The organism is Haloterrigena salina JCM 13891, from assembly GCF_000337495.1.
GTDB lineage: Archaea > Halobacteriota > Halobacteria > Halobacteriales > Natrialbaceae > Haloterrigena > Haloterrigena salina.
Genome location: NZ_AOIS01000019.1, coordinates 48,505 through 67,500, shown reverse-complemented (window position 1 = coordinate 67,500; position 18,996 = coordinate 48,505). Strand labels below are relative to the sequence as shown.

The 18,996-nt window shown below is 66.2% G+C and carries 17 protein-coding genes and 1 rRNA gene (1 of these 18 only partly in view); 9 read left to right on the top strand and 9 right to left on the bottom strand.

Translation table 11 applies throughout. The features are described 5' to 3' along the window. Positions 1–1,137: ribosomal RNA gene (locus C477_RS05590) — 16S ribosomal RNA — on the bottom strand; it reaches 767 nt to the left of the window's first position. A gap of 982 nt (positions 1,138–2,119) precedes the next feature. Here C477_RS05590 and C477_RS05585 point away from each other — a divergent pair. Both C477_RS05585 and C477_RS05580 read left to right on the top strand, forming a co-directional pair. Continuing rightward, positions 2,120–2,497, top strand: a complete 378-nt coding sequence (locus tag C477_RS05585; protein WP_008893481.1) for a winged helix-turn-helix domain-containing protein — start codon at positions 2,120–2,122, stop codon at positions 2,495–2,497. Further along, complete coding sequence (locus C477_RS05580; protein WP_008893480.1) at positions 2,494–2,787, top strand: DUF7521 family protein; 294 nt, start codon at positions 2,494–2,496, stop codon at positions 2,785–2,787. The genes C477_RS05585 and C477_RS05580 overlap by 4 nt, the downstream gene beginning before the upstream one ends. Positions 2,788–2,818: 31 nt before the next feature. On the opposite strand, the gene C477_RS05575 is transcribed toward C477_RS05580, so the two are convergent. The 6 genes from C477_RS05575 to lipA form a co-directional block, all read right to left on the bottom strand. After that, a complete protein-coding gene (locus tag C477_RS05575; RefSeq protein WP_008893479.1) occupies positions 2,819–3,925 on the bottom strand; it encodes a multicopper oxidase domain-containing protein in 1,107 nt (368 codons plus the stop codon). A 195-nt stretch (positions 3,926–4,120) separates the two neighbouring features. Continuing rightward, on the bottom strand, positions 4,121–5,599 hold the full coding sequence (gene lpdA / locus C477_RS05570; RefSeq protein ID WP_008893478.1) for a dihydrolipoyl dehydrogenase: 1,479 nt from the start codon (positions 5,597–5,599) through the stop codon (positions 4,121–4,123). A gap of 114 nt (positions 5,600–5,713) precedes the next feature. Next, entirely contained in the window at positions 5,714–7,396 is a 1,683-nt protein-coding gene (locus tag C477_RS05565) for a 2-oxo acid dehydrogenase subunit E2 (protein WP_008893477.1), read from the bottom strand. A gap of 1 nt (position 7,397) precedes the next feature. Further along, entirely contained in the window at positions 7,398–8,426 is a 1,029-nt protein-coding gene (locus C477_RS05560; protein ID WP_008893476.1) for an alpha-ketoacid dehydrogenase subunit beta, read from the bottom strand. 4 nt (positions 8,427–8,430) lie between these two features. Then, on the bottom strand, positions 8,431–9,558 hold the full coding sequence (gene pdhA, locus C477_RS05555; RefSeq protein WP_008893475.1) for a pyruvate dehydrogenase (acetyl-transferring) E1 component subunit alpha: 1,128 nt from the start codon (positions 9,556–9,558) through the stop codon (positions 8,431–8,433). A 259-nt stretch (positions 9,559–9,817) separates the two neighbouring features. Further along, positions 9,818–10,780, bottom strand: coding sequence for a lipoyl synthase (gene lipA / locus C477_RS05550; protein WP_008893474.1), 963 nt, complete (start codon positions 10,778–10,780; stop codon positions 9,818–9,820). A gap of 145 nt (positions 10,781–10,925) precedes the next feature. On the opposite strand from lipA, the gene C477_RS05545 reads away from it, so the two are divergent. From C477_RS05545 to C477_RS05535, 3 genes are all read left to right on the top strand, one after another. After that, positions 10,926–11,615, top strand: a complete 690-nt coding sequence (locus tag C477_RS05545) for a YqjF family protein (protein WP_008893473.1) — start codon at positions 10,926–10,928, stop codon at positions 11,613–11,615. Positions 11,616–11,663: 48 nt separating this feature from the next. Then, the gene (locus tag C477_RS05540) at positions 11,664–12,185 is read left to right on the top strand and encodes a PH domain-containing protein (protein ID WP_008893472.1); all 522 of its coding nucleotides are present in this window, start codon (positions 11,664–11,666) and stop codon (positions 12,183–12,185) included. Between the two features lie 199 nt (positions 12,186–12,384). Beyond that, positions 12,385–14,745: a DEAD/DEAH box helicase gene (locus tag C477_RS05535; RefSeq protein ID WP_008893471.1), complete on the top strand. Its 2,361-nt coding sequence runs from the start codon at positions 12,385–12,387 to the stop codon at positions 14,743–14,745. A 107-nt stretch (positions 14,746–14,852) separates the two neighbouring features. Here C477_RS05535 and C477_RS05530 read toward each other — a convergent pair whose 3' ends face one another. Together C477_RS05530 and C477_RS05525 are read right to left on the bottom strand one after the other, a co-directional pair. Next, positions 14,853–15,503 (bottom strand): HAD family hydrolase, encoded by a 651-nt coding sequence (locus C477_RS05530; protein ID WP_008893470.1) that lies wholly within the window; start codon positions 15,501–15,503, stop codon positions 14,853–14,855. Between the two features lie 356 nt (positions 15,504–15,859). Then, positions 15,860–16,453, bottom strand: coding sequence for a DJ-1/PfpI family protein (locus C477_RS05525; RefSeq protein WP_008893469.1), 594 nt, complete (start codon positions 16,451–16,453; stop codon positions 15,860–15,862). Positions 16,454–16,612: 159 nt separating this feature from the next. Between C477_RS05525 and C477_RS05520 the strand changes: the two genes are divergently transcribed. The 4 genes from C477_RS05520 to C477_RS05505 all read left to right on the top strand — a co-directional run bounded on the left by C477_RS05520 (position 16,613) and on the right by C477_RS05505 (position 18,805). Further along, on the top strand, positions 16,613–16,843 hold the full coding sequence (locus C477_RS05520) for an Lrp/AsnC family transcriptional regulator (RefSeq protein WP_008893468.1): 231 nt from the start codon (positions 16,613–16,615) through the stop codon (positions 16,841–16,843). 130 nt (positions 16,844–16,973) lie between these two features. Continuing rightward, a complete protein-coding gene (locus C477_RS05515) occupies positions 16,974–17,558 on the top strand; it encodes a TlpA family protein disulfide reductase (protein ID WP_008893467.1) in 585 nt (194 codons plus the stop codon). A 342-nt stretch (positions 17,559–17,900) separates the two neighbouring features. Continuing rightward, positions 17,901–18,407 (top strand): hypothetical protein, encoded by a 507-nt coding sequence (locus C477_RS05510; protein ID WP_008893466.1) that lies wholly within the window; start codon positions 17,901–17,903, stop codon positions 18,405–18,407. A 23-nt stretch (positions 18,408–18,430) separates the two neighbouring features. Continuing rightward, positions 18,431–18,805 carry a hypothetical protein gene (locus tag C477_RS05505; RefSeq protein ID WP_008893465.1) on the top strand — a complete coding sequence of 125 codons (375 nt, stop codon included), beginning with the start codon at positions 18,431–18,433 and terminating at the stop codon, positions 18,803–18,805. Positions 18,806–18,996: the final 191 nt, after the last annotated feature.

Below are 18,996 nucleotides of genomic sequence, written 5' to 3'. Positions count from 1 at the left end.
TTTCGTCCCTCACCGTCGGATCCGTCTTCCAGAGGCGCTTTCGCCACCGGTGGTCCGTCCAGGATTACGGGATTTCACTCCTACCCCGGACGTACCCCTCTGGTCTTCCGGTCCCAAGCCACTCAGTTTCCACCGGACGCCCGCGTGTTAAGCACGCGGATTTCCCGATGGACTTGAGTGGCCAGCTACGGACGCTTTAGGCCCAATAATAGCGGTCATCACTTGTGCTGCCGGTATTACCGCGGCGGCTGGCACCGGTCTTGCCCANCTAGCAGACATCGTTTACAGCTCGGACTACCCGGGTATCTAATCCGGTTCGTGACCCGAGCTTTCGTCCCTCACCGTCGGATCCGTCTTTCCAGAGCGCTTTCGCCACCGGTGGTCCGTCCAGGATTACGGGATTTCACTCCTACCCCGGACGTACCCTCTGGATCTTCCGGTCCCAAGCCATCCAGTTTCCACCGGACGCCCGCGTGTTAAGCACGCGGATTTCCCGATGGACTTGGCTGGCCAGCTACGGACNGCTACGGACGCTTTAGGCCCAATAATAGCGGTCATCACTTGTGCTGCCGGTATTACCGCGGCGGCTGGCACCGGTCTTGCCCAGCACTTATTCTGCGACCACCTTACGGTCGCGAAAAGCGAGGACGATATGCCCTCGCACTTGGAGTCCCCTTATCGCACTCGCGTGCAGTGTAAAGGTTTCGCGCCTGCTGCGCCCCGTAGGGCCCGGTATCTTGTCTCAGATACCGTCTCCGGGCTCTTGCTCTCACAACCCGTACCGATTATTGGCACGGTGGGCCGTTACCCCACCGTCTACCTAATCGGCCGCAGCCACATCCTATGGCGCCGTAACGTTTCGGATTCCCCGCAACTCCAGCGTGGGAATCGTATCCCGGATTAGCCTCAGTTTCCCGAGGTTGTCCGGATCCATAGGGTAGTTTGGCCACGTGTTACTGAGCTATCTGCTACGAGTCTNCGTATCCCGGATTAGCCTCAGTTTCCCGAGGTTGTCCGGATCCATAGGGTAGTTTGGCCACGTGTTACTGAGCTATCTGCTACGAGTCTGAACTCGTGCAACTAGCATGGCTAAATCGGACTCCAATAGCAATGACCTCCGGCAGGATCAACCGGAATGCTATATGATCTCCCAGCTTGGCTGGGAGGGTTTGTTGGCGGTGAATGTTAAGATACACACTCACACATGGGTCCACGTTCGGTGACCACAGTGATCGTCGACCGATCGGGCGTCACCGAACTANGAACTACCAAGGCTAACATCAGATCCCATCTGTACGGCGGACCGCAGGGGTGGAATCCTCATCTCCTTCGGACCTACTCGTAAGCCACGAAGAGTACTTAACCCCTTCGGACTCGAGTGGTCCGAGATGACGAGACGAGTTGAGCGTCCCGTCGATCACATGTTCTTTGCAATCCATCCGAATCCCCGTATACACTTAAGGGCGTCGGATCGCTCCTCGCCGGAATCCGCATCCGGCGGGACGGTTGCGATCCAATCTGAATGCCCGATCACGTATAAGGCATCGGATCGCCGTAGCCGACTGCACCGGCCACGAGCACATCACGTTCGGAATGCTCTGATACGGATAAGACCATCGGATCGGTCCGACGGTCGCGTACGGGGTGGATGCAGTGCCTACCTCCGTGCCGGAACGCGGCCGGAGGGGACGTGGCGATGTGCGCCACGTCGTTCGCATTAGTATGAAAGTCCGGGTTACTATATAAGGCCGTCGAACCAGAGACGGTTCGGAACCCGCTACCGTACCACGGTTTTCCATCATTTAATCGCGATAGCAACAGGTATAAACACACGTCGTTCTGGAACGTGAGGTCTGACAATCGGCGATCGCGCCAGAATATCACGCGGGCGGAGGTCGGTCGGTCATCCCGTCCTCGCAGACGCGGTCGGACCGAATGAGACCCGCGTGCCCGTACTCGAGCGTGCACGCGCAAGAAGGTGTCGCGATGGGCCTCGGCTCGAGACGCGAGTGAGGGCGTCTCTGAGCGACCGACCCGCATCGGGAGCCACGCATTGGACGCTGCAAGCGGGGACGCGCATCGATGCCGATAAACCACGTGCGTCGTAACGGGTATACGAATGGTCCGGGACCCGATCGCTTCGGAGTCGACGCCGTCCGCAGAGGAGATCTGCTCCGCGCTGGACGATCCCGACTGCCGCGAGATCATCCGGAATCTCGAGGAACCGATGACGGCCTCTGAGCTCACGAAGCGGTGTGAGATCCCTCAGTCGACGCTGTATCGGAAGCTGGAAGTGTTGACTGACTCGACGCTGCTCGAGGAGTCGACCGAGATCCGCCAGGACGGTCACCACGCGAGCAAGTACGCGATCGCGTTCGACGAGATCACGATCACGTTAGACGAGGATCGGTCGCTGGCGGTCCAGATCGAGCGTCCGGCCCGGACGGCAGACGAGCGCCTCGCGGAACTGTGGTCGGAGGTGCGAAAGGAAACATGAGTCCGTACACCGGCGTCACCGAAATCGCGCTCGCACTTGCAGTCGTCAAGACGCTCGTCTTGGTGGTCGGCGGAGTTATCACGTACGTCGCGTTCAAGGCCTATCGGCGGACGCGCCAGCGTCCGCTCGGTCTTCTCGCCGCCGGGTTCGGTCTCGTGACGCTCGGACTCGTCCTCGCGGGAATGCTCTACGAACTCCTCAGCGTTCGACTCGCGACGGGGATCTTACTCGAGAGTCTCCTCGTTCTCGCCGGCTTTCTCGTGATCGCGTACTCGCTGTACGTGCAGTGACTCGCCGGAGAACCGCTTGCGAACGGATCGATTAGCCCTCGTATCCGGCGTCGTCCATCACCTCGGCGAACTCCTCGGTGTCCATCGCTTCTTCGTAGACGATCGCGGTCGCCATCCCGCCGGGGTAGCGACCGTCGGTCGTGACGTGGTCGACCTTGTGACAGTGGACCGGGTAGAGTCCGGGGTCCGCGTCGGCCTCGAACTCGAGGGTGAGTCGCTCGGCGGGCGCGATCGGAACGACGTCCTGCTCGTAGCGGGCCGCCTCGGGGATCGGACTGCCCTCCTCCTCGACGACGGTAAAGCGGTGGCCGTGCGTGTGGAAGGCGTGGGTCTCGTAGCCCGCGTTGACGACGTGGATACGGACCGTCTCGCCTTCGGACATGATCAGCGGCGAGCCGAGTTCGGGGTGGAACGTCGTCGGAGCGCTTCGCCCGTTGACCGTGTAGAAGTTCGGTCGACGGTCGCTGGCGTCGTACTCGGCGTCCCCGCCTGCGGTCTGCTCGTGGAGGCGGCTGTCCCACTCCCGGAGCGTCAGGAAGTACTCCCGGTCGGGCGCCTCGTACCCCTCGGGATCGACGCGGATGATGCCGTACATCCCCATGTCGAGGTGGTTGTGCGTCTGCACGTGGCAGTGATAGAAGTGCGTCCCGGGGACGTCGCCCTCGAGGACGTACGTCTTGCTGTTGCCGGGGTTGATCTTCGTCTGCGTGGTCACGGGCGCGCCGTCGTCTTTCCAGGCCTTTCCGACCGCGTGGACGTGGACGGTGTGCGGGTAGCCGTGGTCGTTTTCGAACGTGAGTTCGAACGTCTCGCCCTCTTGCATGCGGTAGATCGGTCCCGGCACGCTGGGCGCGAGGTCGTCGGCCTGCCAGGCCCACACTTCCGGAAGTTCGACCGGCCCGCCCTTGGCCTCGTCGCTCACGAGCTGGTGGCGGGCAGAGACGGTCCGCAGCGTCGACTCGTGGTCCTGCTCGGCGAGGTCGACGATCTGTGGCGGTTCGGTGTACTCGTAGTCGGTCAGCGGTTCCCCACCTTCGTCGGCGTCGGACTCGTTGTCCGGTTCGGTCGCCTTGGTGTCGTCGCTCGAGAGGCCCGAGAGACAGCCAGCGAGGGCGCCGAGCGCACCCGCACCAGCCATCGAGAGGACGGTTCGGCGTCGGAGAGCGGAGTTCGAGGAGGGTGTTGTGTTCATATTCGAAGAGAGGTCCCCCCTAATGAAGGGTGCAGAGGTAATTCCCACCCCGAGAGAGATCTTCCCGCACGAGGAGAATCAGCGGTAATCGGCGGCACGTTCACCGCCCGAAAAACGGCGTCTACGTGCGTGGTGCTCCGCTTACCGGTTCAGCGTATGAATTGCGTGGCCGAGCGCGTTCTCGGCGGCCTCCATCACCGACTCCGAGAGCGTCGGGTGGGCGTGGACCGTCGACGCGACGTCCTCGAGGGTCGCGCCCAGTTCGATCGCCAGCCCGAGTTCGGCGATCAGTTCGGAGGCCTCGGGGCCGACGATGCTGGCGCCGAGTACGTACCCGTCTTCCTCCTCGGCGACGACCTTGACGAACCCGTCGGACTCGCCGGTCGTCAGCGCGCGGCCGCTGGCCCGGAACGGGAACTGGCCGACGACGGTATCGAACCCGTTCTCCTCGGCCTCGGATTCGGTCATCCCGACGGTCGCGATTTCGGGATCGGTGAAGACGACCGCGGGCATGGCCTGGTAGTCGATCGCCGCGGGTTCGCCGGCGATGACCTCGGCAGCAACCTGTCCCTCCGTGCTGCCCTTGTGGGCGAGCATCGGCTCGCCGGCGACGTCGCCGACGGCGAAGACGTGATCGACGTTCGTGCGTGCGCGCGAATCGGTTTCGATGAAGCCGCGGTCGTCCGTCTCGACGCCCGCGGCCTCGAGGTCGAGCGTGTCGGAGACGGGTTCGCGACCGACGGCGACGAGAACCTTCTCGGCGTCGAGCTCGAGGGACTCACCGGTTTCGCCCTCGACGGCCTCGGCGCTACCGCCGTCGGCGGCGGTCTCTTCGACGGGGTCTGCGGCGACCGTGATCCCCTCACCGTCGGCCCGTTCGTGCCACTCGGAGGCCGTGTAGCCGAACTCGAACTCGATGCCGAGGTCGTTCGCCCGCTGTTTGACGGGCCGTTTCAGGTCGTCGTCGTAGCCCGGAAGGATCGAGTCGAGCATCTCGATAACCGTCACGTCGGTGCCCAACTTGGCGAAGACGCTGGCCAGTTCCATCCCGATGTAGCCGGCGCCGACGACGACCAGCGAGTCGGGGACGGAGTCGAGCGCCAGCGCCTGTCGGGAGTTCAGCACGGGCTCGTCGCCGAACTCGAAGTCGGGGATCTCGATCGGCCGCGAGCCGGTCGCGACGACGGCGTGTTCGAACTCGAGGGTCTCCGAGCCCTGCCCCTCGCCGCTGTGGGAGACGCGGGCGGTGTGCTCGTCGGTGAAGGTGGCGGTTCCCTCGAGCAGATTGACCTGGTTGGCCTTGCAGAGCTTCTCGACGCCGCTGGTGAGCTGGTCGACGACGCCGTCCTTCCAGTCGACCATCCCCGCGAGGTCGATCGCGGGGTCGGCGTGGATCCCCATCGCCTCGGCGTTGCGGGCGTCGTGGGCGACGTCGGTCGCCGTGATCAGCGCCTTCGAGGGGATGCAGCCGTGGTTCAGACAGGTCCCGCCGTAGGCCTCCTTCTCGACGAGCGTGACGTCCAGATCGAGCTGTCCGGCCCGGATCGCGGCCACGTAGCCCGCGGGCCCGGCGCCGACTATCAGGATGTCAGTGCCGGTGGTAACGTCTCCGACGACCATCAGTTCACTCCCTCCTCGGTGTGGGCGTTCGGCGCGTCTCGTGTGTGCGGTGGTTCGGCGTACATGATCGGTGAATCGTAAATCGGTGGTGACGAGTCGTGGGTCCGTCTACGCTCACTCGAGCAATAGTAGGCTAGGGTTCTCGAGGTACTCCATGACGGCGTTGGTGAACTGCGCGGCGATCGCGCCGTCGATCAGCCGGTGATCGAACGACAGCGAGAGGGTCAGCACGGAGCGGGGCTCGATCGACTCGGTGCCGTTCTCGTCGGTCATCACGCGCGGTTTGCGCTTGATCGCGCCGATCGCGAGGATCCCCGCCTCGGGGTAGTTGATGATCGGCGTCGCGTACTCGCCCCCGATGGCGCCGACGTTGGTGATCGTGAACGTCGAGCCCCGCAGTTCGCCGGGGCTGATCGAGCGCTCGCGTGCCTTCTGCACCAACTCGTTCATCTCCGAGGACAGTTGCAGGAGCCCCTTCTCGTCGGCGTTCTCGACGACCGGAACCATCAGGCCGACGTCGGTCGCGGTGGCGACCCCGACGTTGTAGTAGTCGCGGTAGACGATCTCGTCGCTCTCCTCGTCGATGACCGCGTTCATCTCGGGGAACTCCTGTAGCGCCGCGACGACGGCCTTCATGATGAACGGCATGTAGGTCAGCCGAATGCCCCGCTCCTCGGCGCGGGGTTTGAGCTCCTCGCGCGCTTCGACGAGTTCGGTGACGTCGACCTCGTCGTGGTGGGTGACGTGGGGCGCGCTGTACTTCGACTCGACCATCGCCTCGGCGATCCGCTTGCGCACGCCTCTGAACGGCTCCCGACGCTCGCGCTCGCCCTCGGCGAAATCGGTCCCCTTCGTTCCGACCGGTTCGCCCGCTTCGACCGCCTCTCGGTCGGCCTCTTGGGCCCGCTGCTGGGCCTCGGCGTACTCCCGGACCGCTTCGGGCGTGACGAACGCCTCGCCCTCTCGCTGCTCGTCGGTGGGAACGGCGTTGATATCGATACCCTTCTCTCGAGCGATCCGCCGGGTCGCGGGCGCGGCGAGCGTCTTCTCGCGGTCCGCTGACTCGAGGTCGGTTGGCGGAGTCGTCGATTCGCTGGTACTCGCGGCTCCAGTTCCGGCTTCGGCCCCAGATCCGGCTTCGGTCCGCCCCTCCGTTTCGACTGCAGCACCGCCGGACCCACTCGAGTCGCCGGTCGTCGCTCCCGATTCGGCCGCCGTCTCCGCCGGCAGCTGGGCCTGCGCTTCGCCGCCTGCGGGACCGCCGCTCGCGGCGGCCTGTACGTCGGCCGCGGTGATCCGACCGCCGGGGCCGCTGCCCTCGAGACGCGAGAGGTCGATTCCCTCCTCGCGGGCCATGCGTCGCACGCGCGGCGGCGCGAAGACGCGGTCTTGGGGCGTGGCGGTCTCCTCGGCATCGGCGCCGATCGCTTCGGGGCTGCCGGTGGATTCACCGCCTTCGGCCTCGGCTCTGGTATCAGTTGTCCCATCCGGCGTGTCCACGCCTTCGGGCTCGCCGGCCCGCTCCTGTTCCTCGTCGGTCGTCGCCTCGCTCTCTTCCCCTTCCACGTCGAACGAGATGATCACTGTCCCGACGGGGACGACCTCGCCCTCGTCGACGTGCAGTTCGCGGACCGTGCCGTTTACCGGCGCGGGGACCTCCACGAGCGCCTTGTCGGTCTCGACCTCCGCGACCGGCTGGTCCTCCGAGACCGTGTCTCCCTTCTCGACCAGCCACGAGACCAGTTCGCCCTCTGCAACGCCCTCGCCGACGTCCGGTAGTTCGAACTCCCTGACCATGTTAGAACTCCGCAGCGTCTCGAATGCCGTCCTCGATGCGCGCCGGTTCGGGCAGGTAGTAGTCCTCGAGCGCGTACAGCGGGAACGGCGTATCGAAACCCGTGATACGCTCCACCGGCGCCTCCTGATACATTAGTGCTTCCTCCTGCAGGGTCGCGGTGATCTCGGCGCCCAGCCCGCCGGTCTTCGGCGCTTCGTGGACCACGGCGGCGCGACCCGTCTTCTCAAAGGACTCGACGATCGTCTCCTCGTCCAACGGCGACAGCGTCCGCAGGTCGACCACCTCGGCGTCGATCCCCTCCCCGGCGAGGTTCTCGGCGGCCTCGAGGGTCGGCCGGGTCATCGCCCCCCAGGTGTAGACCGAAATATCGCTGCCCTCGCGGCGGATCGCGGCCTCGCCGAGGGGCACCTCGTAGGATCCCGTGGGCACGTCCTCGCGGAACGCCCGGTAGATGAGTTTCGGCTCGAGGAAGAGCACCGGATCGGGGCTCCGGATCGCGCTCGCGAGTAGCCCCTTCGTGTCGTAGGGCGTCGACGGAACCACGACCTTCAATCCGGGCTGGTGGACGAACATCGCCTCCGTCGACTCGGAGTGGTGTTCGGGCGCCCGGATACCGCCGCCGTAGGGCGCGCGGACGACCAGCGGACAAGAGAAACGTCCGCGCGAGCGCGTCCGCAGGCGCGCGGCGTGGGAGACGATCTGGTCGAACGCGGGGTAGATAAAGCCCATGAACTGGATCTCGGACACTGGGCGCATCCCGTAGGCGGCCATCCCGATGGCCGTGCCGACGATTCCCGACTCGGCCAGCGGGGTGTCGATCACCCGATCCCCGCCGAACTCGTCGTACAGCCCCTCCGTCGCGCGGAAGACGCCGCCGTTCTTCCCGACGTCCTCGCCCATGACGACGACGTCGTCGTCGCGTTGCATCTCCGTCTGTAGCCCGTCCCGAACCGCCTGGACGAGGGTGAGGTTCTCCGTCTCCGATACGTCCGATGCCGACTCCGAGTTGGGTTCAGTCTCTGCTGCCATGGTATCACTCCAGAAGCGCGTCGTCGCCGTGGCGTTCGCGAATCGATTCGAAGTACTCGAGTTGCCGCTGTAAGCGCCGGGGCATCCCCTCGTAGACGTGGGCGAAGATCTCCTCGGGATCGGGCCGCTCGATCGACTCCGCGGTCTCGATCGCGTCGGCCACGTCCTCCCGAACGCGCTCGTCGATCGCGTCGACGCGGTCGTCGTCGAGGATTCCCTCGTTTCGCAGGTACGACTCGAGTCGCGGGATCGGATCCTTCGCTTTCCAGCGTTCGACCTCCTCCTCGTCCCGGTAGACCGAGGGGTCGTCCGCGGTCGTGTGCGCGCCGAAGCGGTACTGGACCGCCTCGATCAGCGTCGGCCGCGTCGCGTCGCCGGGGGAGTCGTCCTCGACCGAGTCGGGATCCTTGGCCTTCTGGACCGCCTCCTCGGTGACCTTGTAGACCGCCAGCGGATCCATCCCGTCGACCTGCACGCCCTTGAAGCCGTAGGCCTCGGCCTTCTGGGCCAGCGTGGCGCTGGCCGTCTGGCGCTCGCGGGGCACCGAGATGGCCCACTGGTTGTTGTTACAGAAGAAGACGTTCGGCGTGTCGAAGACGCCGGCGAAGTTCAGCCCCTCGTGGAAGTCGCCCTCCGAGGTGGCGCCGTCGCCGAAGTAGCACATGAAGGCTTTCTCCTCGCCCTTGAGCGTCGAGGCCCACGCCGCGCCGGTCGCGTGGGGAATCTGTGTCGCGATGGGCACCGCGACGGAGAACATGTTGACGTCCTCCGGGATGTAGTTGCCCCGCTCGTGGCCCATCCAGTAGAGCAGCGTTCGTTCGAGGCTCACGCCGCGCACCAGGCCGACGCCGTGTTCGCGGTAGCTGGGAAAGACCCAGTCGTCCTCGGCGAGCGCGTGGGCGCTGCCGATCTGGGACCCTTCCTGCCCCGACAGCGGCGGATAGGTCCCCATCCGCCCCTGCCGCTGGAGGCTCACCGCCCGCTCGTCGAAGTGGCGCACCAGTCGCATCTGCTCGTACATCTCGACGAGTTCATCGGCCGAGAGATCGGGGACGTCGGCGCCCTCGAGGACCCGACCGTCCTCGTCGAGCACCTGTACTCGTTCTCGGGGGTCACGCTGTATCGTACTCACGGGACAACCCACCTGTACATACCCTAGTGAACTATCGCTCGGGATAAAGGAGTTTCCCAAAATATTTTACTATTGGTGAGATTCTTGCCCGCTACGCCGGAAAGATCTGGACACGCCTGTACAGATCTGGCCGCTGACGGGCAGCGAGTTGCGATACCGGTTCGCGGGCGCTACTACTGTTCGGGTAGTGTAACCTCCGCGATGCACCGATCAGAATGGAGAAGCGTTGTCCAAGACCGAGTGCTCAGTGAGAACCGAATCACTCGGTCGCCGGCGTCTGCCCGTCGCGTCGCGCGTCCGCTCGCGCCTCCTCGACGCTCTTGCCTTCCCGAAGCACGGCGTCGACGAACAGTTCGCCTGCTTTGTACGACGAGCGCACCATCGGACCGCTGGCGCAGTAGAGGAACCCGAGTTCCTCCTCGGCGATGCGGCGCCACGTCTCGTACTTGTCGGGATGGTCGTAGCGTTGCACCTCGAGGTGATCCATCGACGGCCGGAGGTACTGACCCAGCGTGACGACGTCGACCCCGCGCTCGCGGCAGTCGGCCAGGGTCTGGTAGACCTCGTGGTCGTACTCGCCGTGCCCGAGCATGACGGAGGTCTTGGTGTAAATGTCGCTCTCTCGATCGACCTGCTCGAGGACGCCCAGGCTCTGCTCGTAGCCCGCCCGGCGATCACGGACGGGAAATTGCAGGCGCTCGACGGTCTCGACGTTGTGGGCGATCACGTCCGGATCGGCGTCGATGATCTTCCGGACGAGATGTTCCTCACCCTGGAAGTCGGGAATCAAGACCTCAACGAGGATGCCCGGATGGCGCTCCTTGATCTCGCGGATCGTCTCTGCGAAGTGGCCCGCGCCCTGATCAGGCAGGTCGTCGCGGTCGACCGAGGTCAGGACGACGTAATCGAGGCCGATTTCGGCGACCGCCTCCGCGACGTTTTCCGGCTCGTCGGGGTCGAGCGACTCCATCCCGCCCGTCTCGACGTCACAGAAGTTGCAGGCTCGAGAGCAGCGGTCGCCCATCAGCATGAACGTGGCCGTCCCGCCCTCCCCGTCGCCCGTTCCGGCGCCGCCCGACCAGCATTCGCCCAGGTTCGGACAGTTGGCCTCCTCACAGACCGTGTGGAGGTTCCGCTCGCGCAGCGTCTCCCGGATGTCGGTGAACTCCCGACCCGACGGCGGCCGCATCTTGAGCCAGTCGGGCTTGCGTGCGCTGCTCATACCCGGTCTCTAGCGACGGGCAGTGAAAAACGGTGCCCCTCGAGTCCCGGACGATCGCAGCCGAGACGTCTCCTGTCGCGCTGGTCGTCCGCGTGGGAGACGTTTCAGCGGAACGATTACTTGGCTGCCGACCGGTTGTGGAGGTATGGTCGTTCCGCTGCAGATGGGCTGGCGGCACCTCCTTTTCGAGAACTGGCCGGTCGAGCCGGCGCTGCTCGAGTCCCATCTCCCGAGGGGTCTCGCAGTCGACGAACACGACGGCCGCGGCTGGCTCTCGGTGGTTCCGTTCACCAACGTCGCCGTCCGGCCGCAAGGCTGTCCGAGACGGCTCGGCGTTCGGCTGCCGGAGATCAACCTTCGGACGTACGTGCGACGAGACGGCGAGCCGGCCGTCTACTTCTTCAGCCTTGACGCGCAGGGGATCGCGAGCGTCCTCGGGGCGCGGCTGTTCCACCACCTGCCCTACTACTACGCCCGGATCGCCCTCGAGTCCCGGGACGGCCGCATTCGGTTCTCGAGTCGGCGCACGCACCCCGGCGCGCGGCCGGCCGCGTACGAGGCCACCTACCGACCGACGGGCGAGCCGATTGCGGCGCCGGACGACCCGCTGGCGCGCTTTCTCGTCGAACGGTATCGGTTCTACACCGAAGCGCCGGACGGGACGCTCCGGCAGACGCGAGTCGACCACGAGCCGTGGACCCTCTACCCCGCCGCCGCGGACGTCGAGACGAACACGATCCTGCGGGCGAACGGGTTCGAGATTCCGGAGTCGGAGCCGGTGTACTACTACAGCCCCGGACTGGACGTGCAGGCGGCGCGCAGCGAGTCCGCGTGAGCGAGACGTACCCATAGCTTTACGGGAGCGAACGGAATACCGCCGACAATGGCGTTCAGCACGACGCCCGACTGGTTTCACATCAGCGACGAGGACGACATCGTCTGGGAGAGTCGTCCGCACCCCGTCTCTATGGGATCGCAGCTCCCGATCGGCGTCGCGGTCGCGATCGTCGGCCTCGTTCTGACCGGGTGGACGGCGGGCGACGGCGTCGGGCTCTTGACGCTCGTCGGCGTCCTCGTCGCCGTCGCCGGGACGGCCCTGGCTGGCGCGCGCTACCTCGTCTGGACGAACACCCGTTACGTCATCACGACCTCAGAACTCTACAAGAAATATGGCGTCGTCTCGCGGGACGTCACCCAGTTTCGCCTCGAGCGAATCCAGAATATCAGCCTCAACCAGAGCGTCCTCGGCCGCGCGCTCGGCTACGGCGACCTGACCGTCTACACCGCCGGCTCCGGCGAACCGGAACTCGTCTTCGAACGCGTCCCCGAGCCCGAGCGCGCCTCGCGGCTGTTGAGCGACCAACTCGAGGAGACGGCGGCGTCGAGCGAGGAAACGGCCGTCTGATCGCGAGCGACGGATCACAGCCCTCAATTGTATTACGACCCTTCGCTGTCGGTACGATGTCCCCACGCCGACGGTATCCGACGAGGGACCCGCATCGCGCGACTCGAGGGCCGCGGACGTCGCCGCCGCGCTCGGGGGCCGGTCGGGTCGGCGGTCTCGAAGGAAACGCCTTTGACCCGGCGCTTCCCGTTTGAGGGTGATGGAGGTCGCCGAGGTTCTCCCCGAATTCGCCGACGCCTTCGCCTTCGAGGAGTTCAACCGAATGCAACGCGAGGCACTGCCAGGGCTGCTCGAGTCCGAGGACAACGTGGTCGCGAGCGCGCCGACGGCCTCGGGCAAGACCGCGCTGGCGGAACTGGCGATCTGCAAGGCCTTGGCCGACGGCGGCACCGCGCTCTTTATCGCGCCGCTGCGGGCCCTGACCAACGAGAAGGAAGACGACTGGGACCGCTTCGAGGACTTGGACTACTCGGTGTACGTCGTCACCGGCGAGCGGGACCTGAATCCCCGCCGGGCGCGGCGCGCGGACATCCTCGTGATGACCCCCGAGAAACTCGACTCGGCGACCCGAAAACACGATTCCCGACGGTACGACTTCGTCACCGACGTCGACGTCTGCGTCATCGACGAGGTCCACCTGCTGGACGCCGATCGACGGGGCTCGGTGCTCGAGGTGACCATTTCTCGCCTTAGACGGCTCTGTGACCCGCGCGTCGTCGCGCTCTCCGCGACGATGCCGAACGTCGACGACGTGGCGTCGTGGCTCGACGCCCCCGAGGAGACCACCTTCGAGTTCGGCGACGAGTACCGTCCCGTCGATCTCAAATCGGGCGTCAAGACCTACACGCACGGCGACAACGCCTTCGCGGACAAGTACCGCCGCCTGTATCGCGCCCTCGATCTGGCCGAACCGCATCTGCGCGAAGACGGCCAGGCACTGGTCTTCGTCTCCTCCCGCCAGGACACCGTGCAGGCGGCCAAGAAGGCCAGAGATGAGATCGCCGAACGCGATATCCCGATGGGCGCCCGCGGCGACTACGACTTTCATACCGACGCGAAGGAACTCGACGACGCCACGCTGCGCAAGTCGGTGTTAGACGGCGTCGCCTTCCACCACGCCGGCCTCTCGAAGAACGACCGGGACTTAGTCGAGGAGTGGTTCAAGGAGGGCCACGTCGAACTCCTCTTTTCGACGTCGACGCTGGCCTGGGGCGTCAACCTGCCCGCTCGCTGCGTCGTGATCCGGGACACGAAGTACCACGACCCCCTCGAGGGCGAGGTCGACATGAGCCCTCTCGACGTCCTCCAGATGCTCGGTCGCGCCGGGCGGCCCGGCTACGACGACGTCGGCTACGGCTGGGTCGTCTGCGACGGCGCGGACGCGGACAAGTACCGACGCTTGCTGCGCGACGGGAAGGAGATCGAGTCCCGCCTCGCCGAGAGCTTAGAGACCCACCTCAACGCCGAGATCGCGATGGGGACCATCACCGACCTCGAGGAGGTCATGGACTGGCTCGAGACCACCTTCTACTACGTCCGCGGCCAGTCGAAACCCGAAGCGTACGACTTTCCCAATCTCCGCGAGCGCGTTCGGAACTGCCTCGAGGACCTCGTCGGCCGCGGGTTCGTCGAGATGGACGCCGACGACCTCTCGATCGAACCGACGCCCCGGGGCAAACTCGCCTCGGAGTACTACCTGCGACTCGAGACGGCCGCGGGGTTCGCCGACCTCTGTGACCGCGTGAGCGAGGACGGCAAGGAACTCGAGACCGGCGACGTCCTCGAGACGGTCGCGACCGCCGAGGAGTTCGACTCGGTGTCGGCCCGCCAGTCCGAGCGGGACGCGATCAGCGCCGTGCTCGTCGGGCAGGAGACCGACGACCTCGAGGCGGGTCAGCGGAAGGTGCTGGCCATCCTCCGAGGCGCGGCCGACGGCTCGACGCCGTCGGAGCTGGCCAGCGACGCGTGGGTGATCCGGCGCAACGCGACGCGACTCGTCTCGGCGCTCGGTGCCTTCCTCGATCGGTTCGTCGGCCCCCACGCCGCGAACCTCGCCCGGCGCGTCGAGGCCCGCATCGAGAACGGCGTCGCCGAGGACGCGGTCGGGCTGACCGCCATCGACGGCGTCGGGCCGGGCCGAGCGAGCAAACTCGCGCGAGAGGGACTGTCGGCCCCCGGCGATATCGTCGGCGTCGGTGTCGAGGGACTCGTCGACGCCGGCCTCACCGAGGGCGTCGCCGAGCGCGTCTACGAGGGCGCCCAGTCGCTGCCCGCCCTCGAGGTCGACTGGGGCGAGTTCCCGGAGACGATCGCCACCGGCGAGAACGAGGTCTGCGAGGTGACCGTCCGCAACGTGGGCGAACCCGCGCGGGCCGGCATTCGCGTGACTGTCAACGGTGTCGAGATGACCAGTACGAACACCTACCTGCGCGATGCGGACACCGTCCCCGTCGGTGTCTTCGGCGCCGACGCCGAGGACCTCGAGTTCACCGTCAGCGTCGCCTTCCCCGAGGAGCCGCTGGTGCCGATCGTCTCGAGTCGAACGGTCGACGTCGTCTGAGATCGGGAGCGGATCCGGCTCGAGGCCGCGAACGGGAATTTTCGGTAACGCTCGGAATACGCGTATCGGTGCACTGACTGACCGAAATATCGAGCCGGCGGCTCTGGCTACGACGCCAACTCGAGGACCGTCTCCCGCAGTTCTGCAGCCGAGTCCGCGATCTCGTCGGCCGGCGAGAGGTCGAGGTCGTCGTGGGCGTCGATTCGGTAGGCCACGACCAGCGCGCCGGCCCGCGCGCCGGCCTCGACGCCGTTCTCAGAGTCCTCGACGACGACGCACTCTTCGGCCGGGACGCCGACCTCGTTCGCGGCGTACTCGAAGACGTCCGGTTCCGGCTTGCCCGCCGCGTCGATGTCCTCGGCGCTGATCACGTGGTCGAACGATCCCTCGAGGTCGAATCGCTCGAGGACGATATCGATCCACTCGTGTGGGGACGAGGAGACGAGCGCTCGCTCGACCCCGCGAGCGTCCAACTCGGCCAGCAGGTCGTGGAGGCCGTCTAACGCCTCGACGTGCTCGCGGTAGATCTCGCGAGCGGTCTCCTCGAAGCGCTCCTCGAACTCCTCGCGGGAGATTGCGGTTCCGTACTCCGCCTCGAGGTAGTCGTAGGTCTCACGGTAGTTCATCCCGGTCACTTCGGCGACGTCGACGTCGTCGTCGGGGACGGCCGCCGGAAGGATGTCCGCGGCCTGGAACTCGGTCCAGTAGTCCTCGCTGTTGACGAGGACGCCGTCCATGTCGAACAGCACTGCGTTCATGTGGCCCTGCCTACCCGGGCGTCACGGATAGCAATTTGGCAAGGAGCAACCGGGATCGCTGCTCGAGCGGTAGCGGTCCGTTCCCCCCTCGGACTGGCCAAGCCACGTTACGATGGCGCGCTGACGGCGCACTCGAGTATTACGAAGTGCGCCGTCGACGTGCGCGAGGGATGAGCGAGTGAGCCTGCGAACGAGCGAATCGGTTGGGGAAGGAGTGGCAATTTCTCGTTGCCACGATAGCAGAACGCTCCTGCCTCTCCTCGCTCGAGAATCACGCGCTTACCGGGACTCTCGCACTCTCGAGGCTCGAACACTCACTCAGGACAGGGAAGCGGGGTCAGGGACTCCGTCGGCTATCAACCGAACACTTCGCCGCGCTCGTAGGCCATCTCCTCGCTCACCTCGCTCGCGACGTCCTCGCCGAACTCCCGCTCGACGAGCCACAGCGCCAGATCGAGCCCCGAGGTGACGCCGCCGGCGGTCAGTACATCGCCGTCGTCGACGACCCGCTCGTCGACCACGTTCGCCGCGTGGGCCTCGAGGTCGTCGATGGCGACCCGGTGAGTAGCGGCGGGCCGGCCCTCGAGCAGGTCGGCCTCGGCCAGCACCATCGCGCCGGTACAGACCGAGGCGACCGTCGAGCCCTCAGTGTAGCACGCGTCGACCTTGTCGGGCAACACGCCGTCCTCGACGACCGCGCGGACGCCCTCGTTGGCCGACGTCCAGCCGCCGCCGGGGACAAGCAGGATGTCGGGCTGACCGAGCGTGCCCTGCGGTTCGACGCGCAGGTCGTGACTCGCCGTGACGAGATCGGTCTCCTCGAGGGTCACCAGATCGATCTCGAGATCGGCACCGGCCTGCGCGGCGTTCTCGAGCACTTCGTAGGGGCCGATTGCGTCCAGTTCGTCGAAGCCATCGAACAGCACGATCTCGGTGGTGGTCTCGGTCATAGGACGACCGACGGGAGCACGGGATAAGCGCGTTCTGCAAGCCGCTTGCAGAACGAGACGGATCGAGCAGCTGCCGAGACGCACTCGTTCGCACGCGCGGTCTCGAGCCGGGCGGCGCACGGTCGTTATTTGGCCCTCGGCGGCGGAGTGTCCATGAGAATGGTCTACGCATTCGTCATGATCGACGTCGCGACCGGGATGCCCGACGCGGTGTGCGAATCGGTCCGCGGGGTCGAGGACGTCGTCGAGGCCCACGTCATCGCCGGCGATTTCGACGTCGTGGTCGAACTCGAGGGCGAGGACCCCCACGACATCCTCTCGACGGTCACCGCGTCCGTCCGTTCGCTCGAGGGCGTCGGTACGACGCGAACGTACGTCTGTATCGATTGAGGGCGGGCCGATCGCAGCGGGAGGGGGTCGGCGCCCCGCGTGTCCCGATCCGGGGAAACAAACACGTGACTTCGCGGCGACGAACCCGTATACGGAGCCGAACCGGTGGACGACGGCGATCCGAGACGACATGAAACGACGCGCATTCATCGCGGGCACGGCGGTACTGGCGGCGGGGTCGGGCTGCCTCGAGGGCGGACTGGACTCGAACAGTAGCGGGGACGGTGACGAGAACGACAGCGACGAGAACGACGAGTCGGCGGTCGAACTCGCCACCGTCGACGCGCCCGGAAGCCAGGAGGGGACGATCAGGGTTCCGAGCGAGGGACAGATCCAGCTGGTCAACTGCATCCGGATCACCTGTCCGACCAGCCGCGCCATGCTCTCGCGCGTCGGCGAGGCTCGCGAGGAACTCGCGACCGCCCGCGAGGTCAGACCTGACGGCGACGTCCACGTCGTGAGCGTCGTCGACGAGTACTCCGGCTCGGCGTCCTCGCCGTCGGAACTCTCCGATTGGTGGGCCGAGCAGGACGGCGACTGGACCCTCGCCGTCGACGAGGACGGCGCGCTGTTCGACACCTACACGGTCACCGGCACGCCGACGACGCTGGCCGTCGACGGCACCGGCGAGGTCCACTGGCGCGACGAGGGCGGTACGACCGCGAGCAATCTGGTTGACGGCGTCGAGACGGCACTCGAGGCGTCGGACTCGTAGCGTCGGATTCGCGACGGTGGACTCGCAGCGCCTCGAGACTCGAGGCGCCGGAGAATCGGACTCGATAGCATCGCGTGTATGCCTCCGGTAGCGTCCCCTCGAGAGCACGACGGTCGCCGCCCCGGATGCGTTCGGCGTCGCCGACCGTGCAGCGCGCGCTCGAGTCGTGTTCGTCGCTGCGCTCGACCCACCGCTTCGATGCCGGAGCAACCGCCTTCGATCGGCGTCAAACCGGAGACAAACCCGCGAAAATGTCCCTCAAATGGCGTCAAACGCTCGAAAACCCGCTCCACGACGAACCCCCTTCAAGTCGGTCCGGCCACCGAGAGTGGGATGCGAACTATGAAACGAACGACGCTCATCGCAGTCGCCTGCGCAGTACTGATCGCAACTACCGGGTTCGCCGCCGCGGCGCCCGGAAACGCGCCCCTCTCGACGGACGCGAGCGCGGATAGCGCGGACGAACGACACGCGAACGACAACGCGGATCGAAGCGGGAACGGAACCGCCGGCGATACCGCCGCAGACGATCGGAACGGACAGGGACCGAACGTCGAGCTCCCCGGCCAAGTGCCCGACCACGTCTCCGCGATCCACGAGCGGATTTCGTCGTTCCTGAGCGGTGACCTCGGCGGCTCGCTCGGCGACGCGGTCAGCGACGTGACGCCGGATGACGACGAGAGCGAGAACACCGACGAACGCGACGAGAGCGGCGACGCTGACTCGGAGAGCGATGAACGCGACGACGGCGCGGACGCCGACGAGAACGGCGACGACGCCGACGCCGGTGACGACGAGACCGACGACGTCGACGAATCGAACGACGAGGAATCGGACGACGACGAATAAGTCTCCGGTAACTTCCCCATCCAATGCCCCCATTCGCTCACCCGGCACCGATCGGACTCGAGGACCGGCTCCTGACGTTCGCCGTGAGCCTGCTGGTCGGCGGTGCGGCCCTCCACGCCGGCACTCACATCGCCGCGGACGCCCGCGACTACGGCCACGCGGTGGTGACCGCGCTGCTCGGCGCGCTGGCCTGGGCGTTCCTCGAGCCGATACCGCTGCTCGGCGGTCTGCTGGCCGCCGTCGCGTGGGTCGCGGTCGTCAAGTGGCGCTACCGGCTCGGCTGGCTCCGCTCCGGCGCGGTCGGCCTCGCCGCATGGGCGGCCGCGGTCGTCGTCCTCGCGGCCCTCGAGTTGCTCGGTATCGGCTCGGTCTCGGCGCTCGGCGTGCCGGGTGCCTGAACCGCGTCTCCGCTGACGCAGTCTTCCACCGAAATCGCTCCCGCTGCCGTCCCCTCCACCTGAAACGCTTCCGCTGGCGTCCCCCTCCGCGGAACCGTTCCCGCCGCCGCGGCCAAACGCACGCCGCGTTTTCTCGGAAGCGGTCGGACTCGAGGGGGTCATCCCTCCATCTCGAAAGTGACGAAGCTGAT

What these genes read in the sequence shown, in the direction of transcription:
- C477_RS05585 (WP_008893481.1), top strand. Translation starts at nt 2,120, where the DNA reads ATGGTCCGGGACCCGATCGCTTCGGAGTCGACGCCGTCCGCAGAGGAG.
- C477_RS05580 (WP_008893480.1), top strand. Translation starts at nt 2,494, where the DNA reads ATGAGTCCGTACACCGGCGTCACCGAAATCGCGCTCGCACTTGCAGTC.
- C477_RS05575 (WP_008893479.1), bottom strand. Translation starts at nt 3,925, where the DNA reads ATGGCTGGTGCGGGTGCGCTCGGCGCCCTCGCTGGCTGTCTCTCGGGC.
- lpdA (WP_008893478.1), bottom strand. Translation starts at nt 5,599, where the DNA reads ATGGTCGTCGGAGACGTTACCACCGGCACTGACATCCTGATAGTCGGC.
- C477_RS05565 (WP_008893477.1), bottom strand. Translation starts at nt 7,396, where the DNA reads ATGGTCAGGGAGTTCGAACTACCGGACGTCGGCGAGGGCGTTGCAGAG.
- C477_RS05560 (WP_008893476.1), bottom strand. Translation starts at nt 8,426, where the DNA reads ATGGCAGCAGAGACTGAACCCAACTCGGAGTCGGCATCGGACGTATCG.
- lipA (WP_008893474.1), bottom strand. Translation starts at nt 10,780, where the DNA reads ATGAGCAGCGCACGCAAGCCCGACTGGCTCAAGATGCGGCCGCCGTCG.
- C477_RS05545 (WP_008893473.1), top strand. Translation starts at nt 10,926, where the DNA reads ATGGTCGTTCCGCTGCAGATGGGCTGGCGGCACCTCCTTTTCGAGAAC.
- C477_RS05540 (WP_008893472.1), top strand. Translation starts at nt 11,664, where the DNA reads ATGGCGTTCAGCACGACGCCCGACTGGTTTCACATCAGCGACGAGGAC.
- C477_RS05535 (WP_008893471.1), top strand. Translation starts at nt 12,385, where the DNA reads ATGGAGGTCGCCGAGGTTCTCCCCGAATTCGCCGACGCCTTCGCCTTC.
- C477_RS05530 (WP_008893470.1), bottom strand. Translation starts at nt 15,503, where the DNA reads ATGAACGCAGTGCTGTTCGACATGGACGGCGTCCTCGTCAACAGCGAG.
- C477_RS05525 (WP_008893469.1), bottom strand. Translation starts at nt 16,453, where the DNA reads ATGACCGAGACCACCACCGAGATCGTGCTGTTCGATGGCTTCGACGAA.
- C477_RS05520 (WP_008893468.1), top strand. Translation starts at nt 16,613, where the DNA reads ATGGTCTACGCATTCGTCATGATCGACGTCGCGACCGGGATGCCCGAC.
- C477_RS05515 (WP_008893467.1), top strand. Translation starts at nt 16,974, where the DNA reads ATGAAACGACGCGCATTCATCGCGGGCACGGCGGTACTGGCGGCGGGG.
- C477_RS05510 (WP_008893466.1), top strand. Translation starts at nt 17,901, where the DNA reads ATGAAACGAACGACGCTCATCGCAGTCGCCTGCGCAGTACTGATCGCA.
- C477_RS05505 (WP_008893465.1), top strand. Translation starts at nt 18,431, where the DNA reads ATGCCCCCATTCGCTCACCCGGCACCGATCGGACTCGAGGACCGGCTC.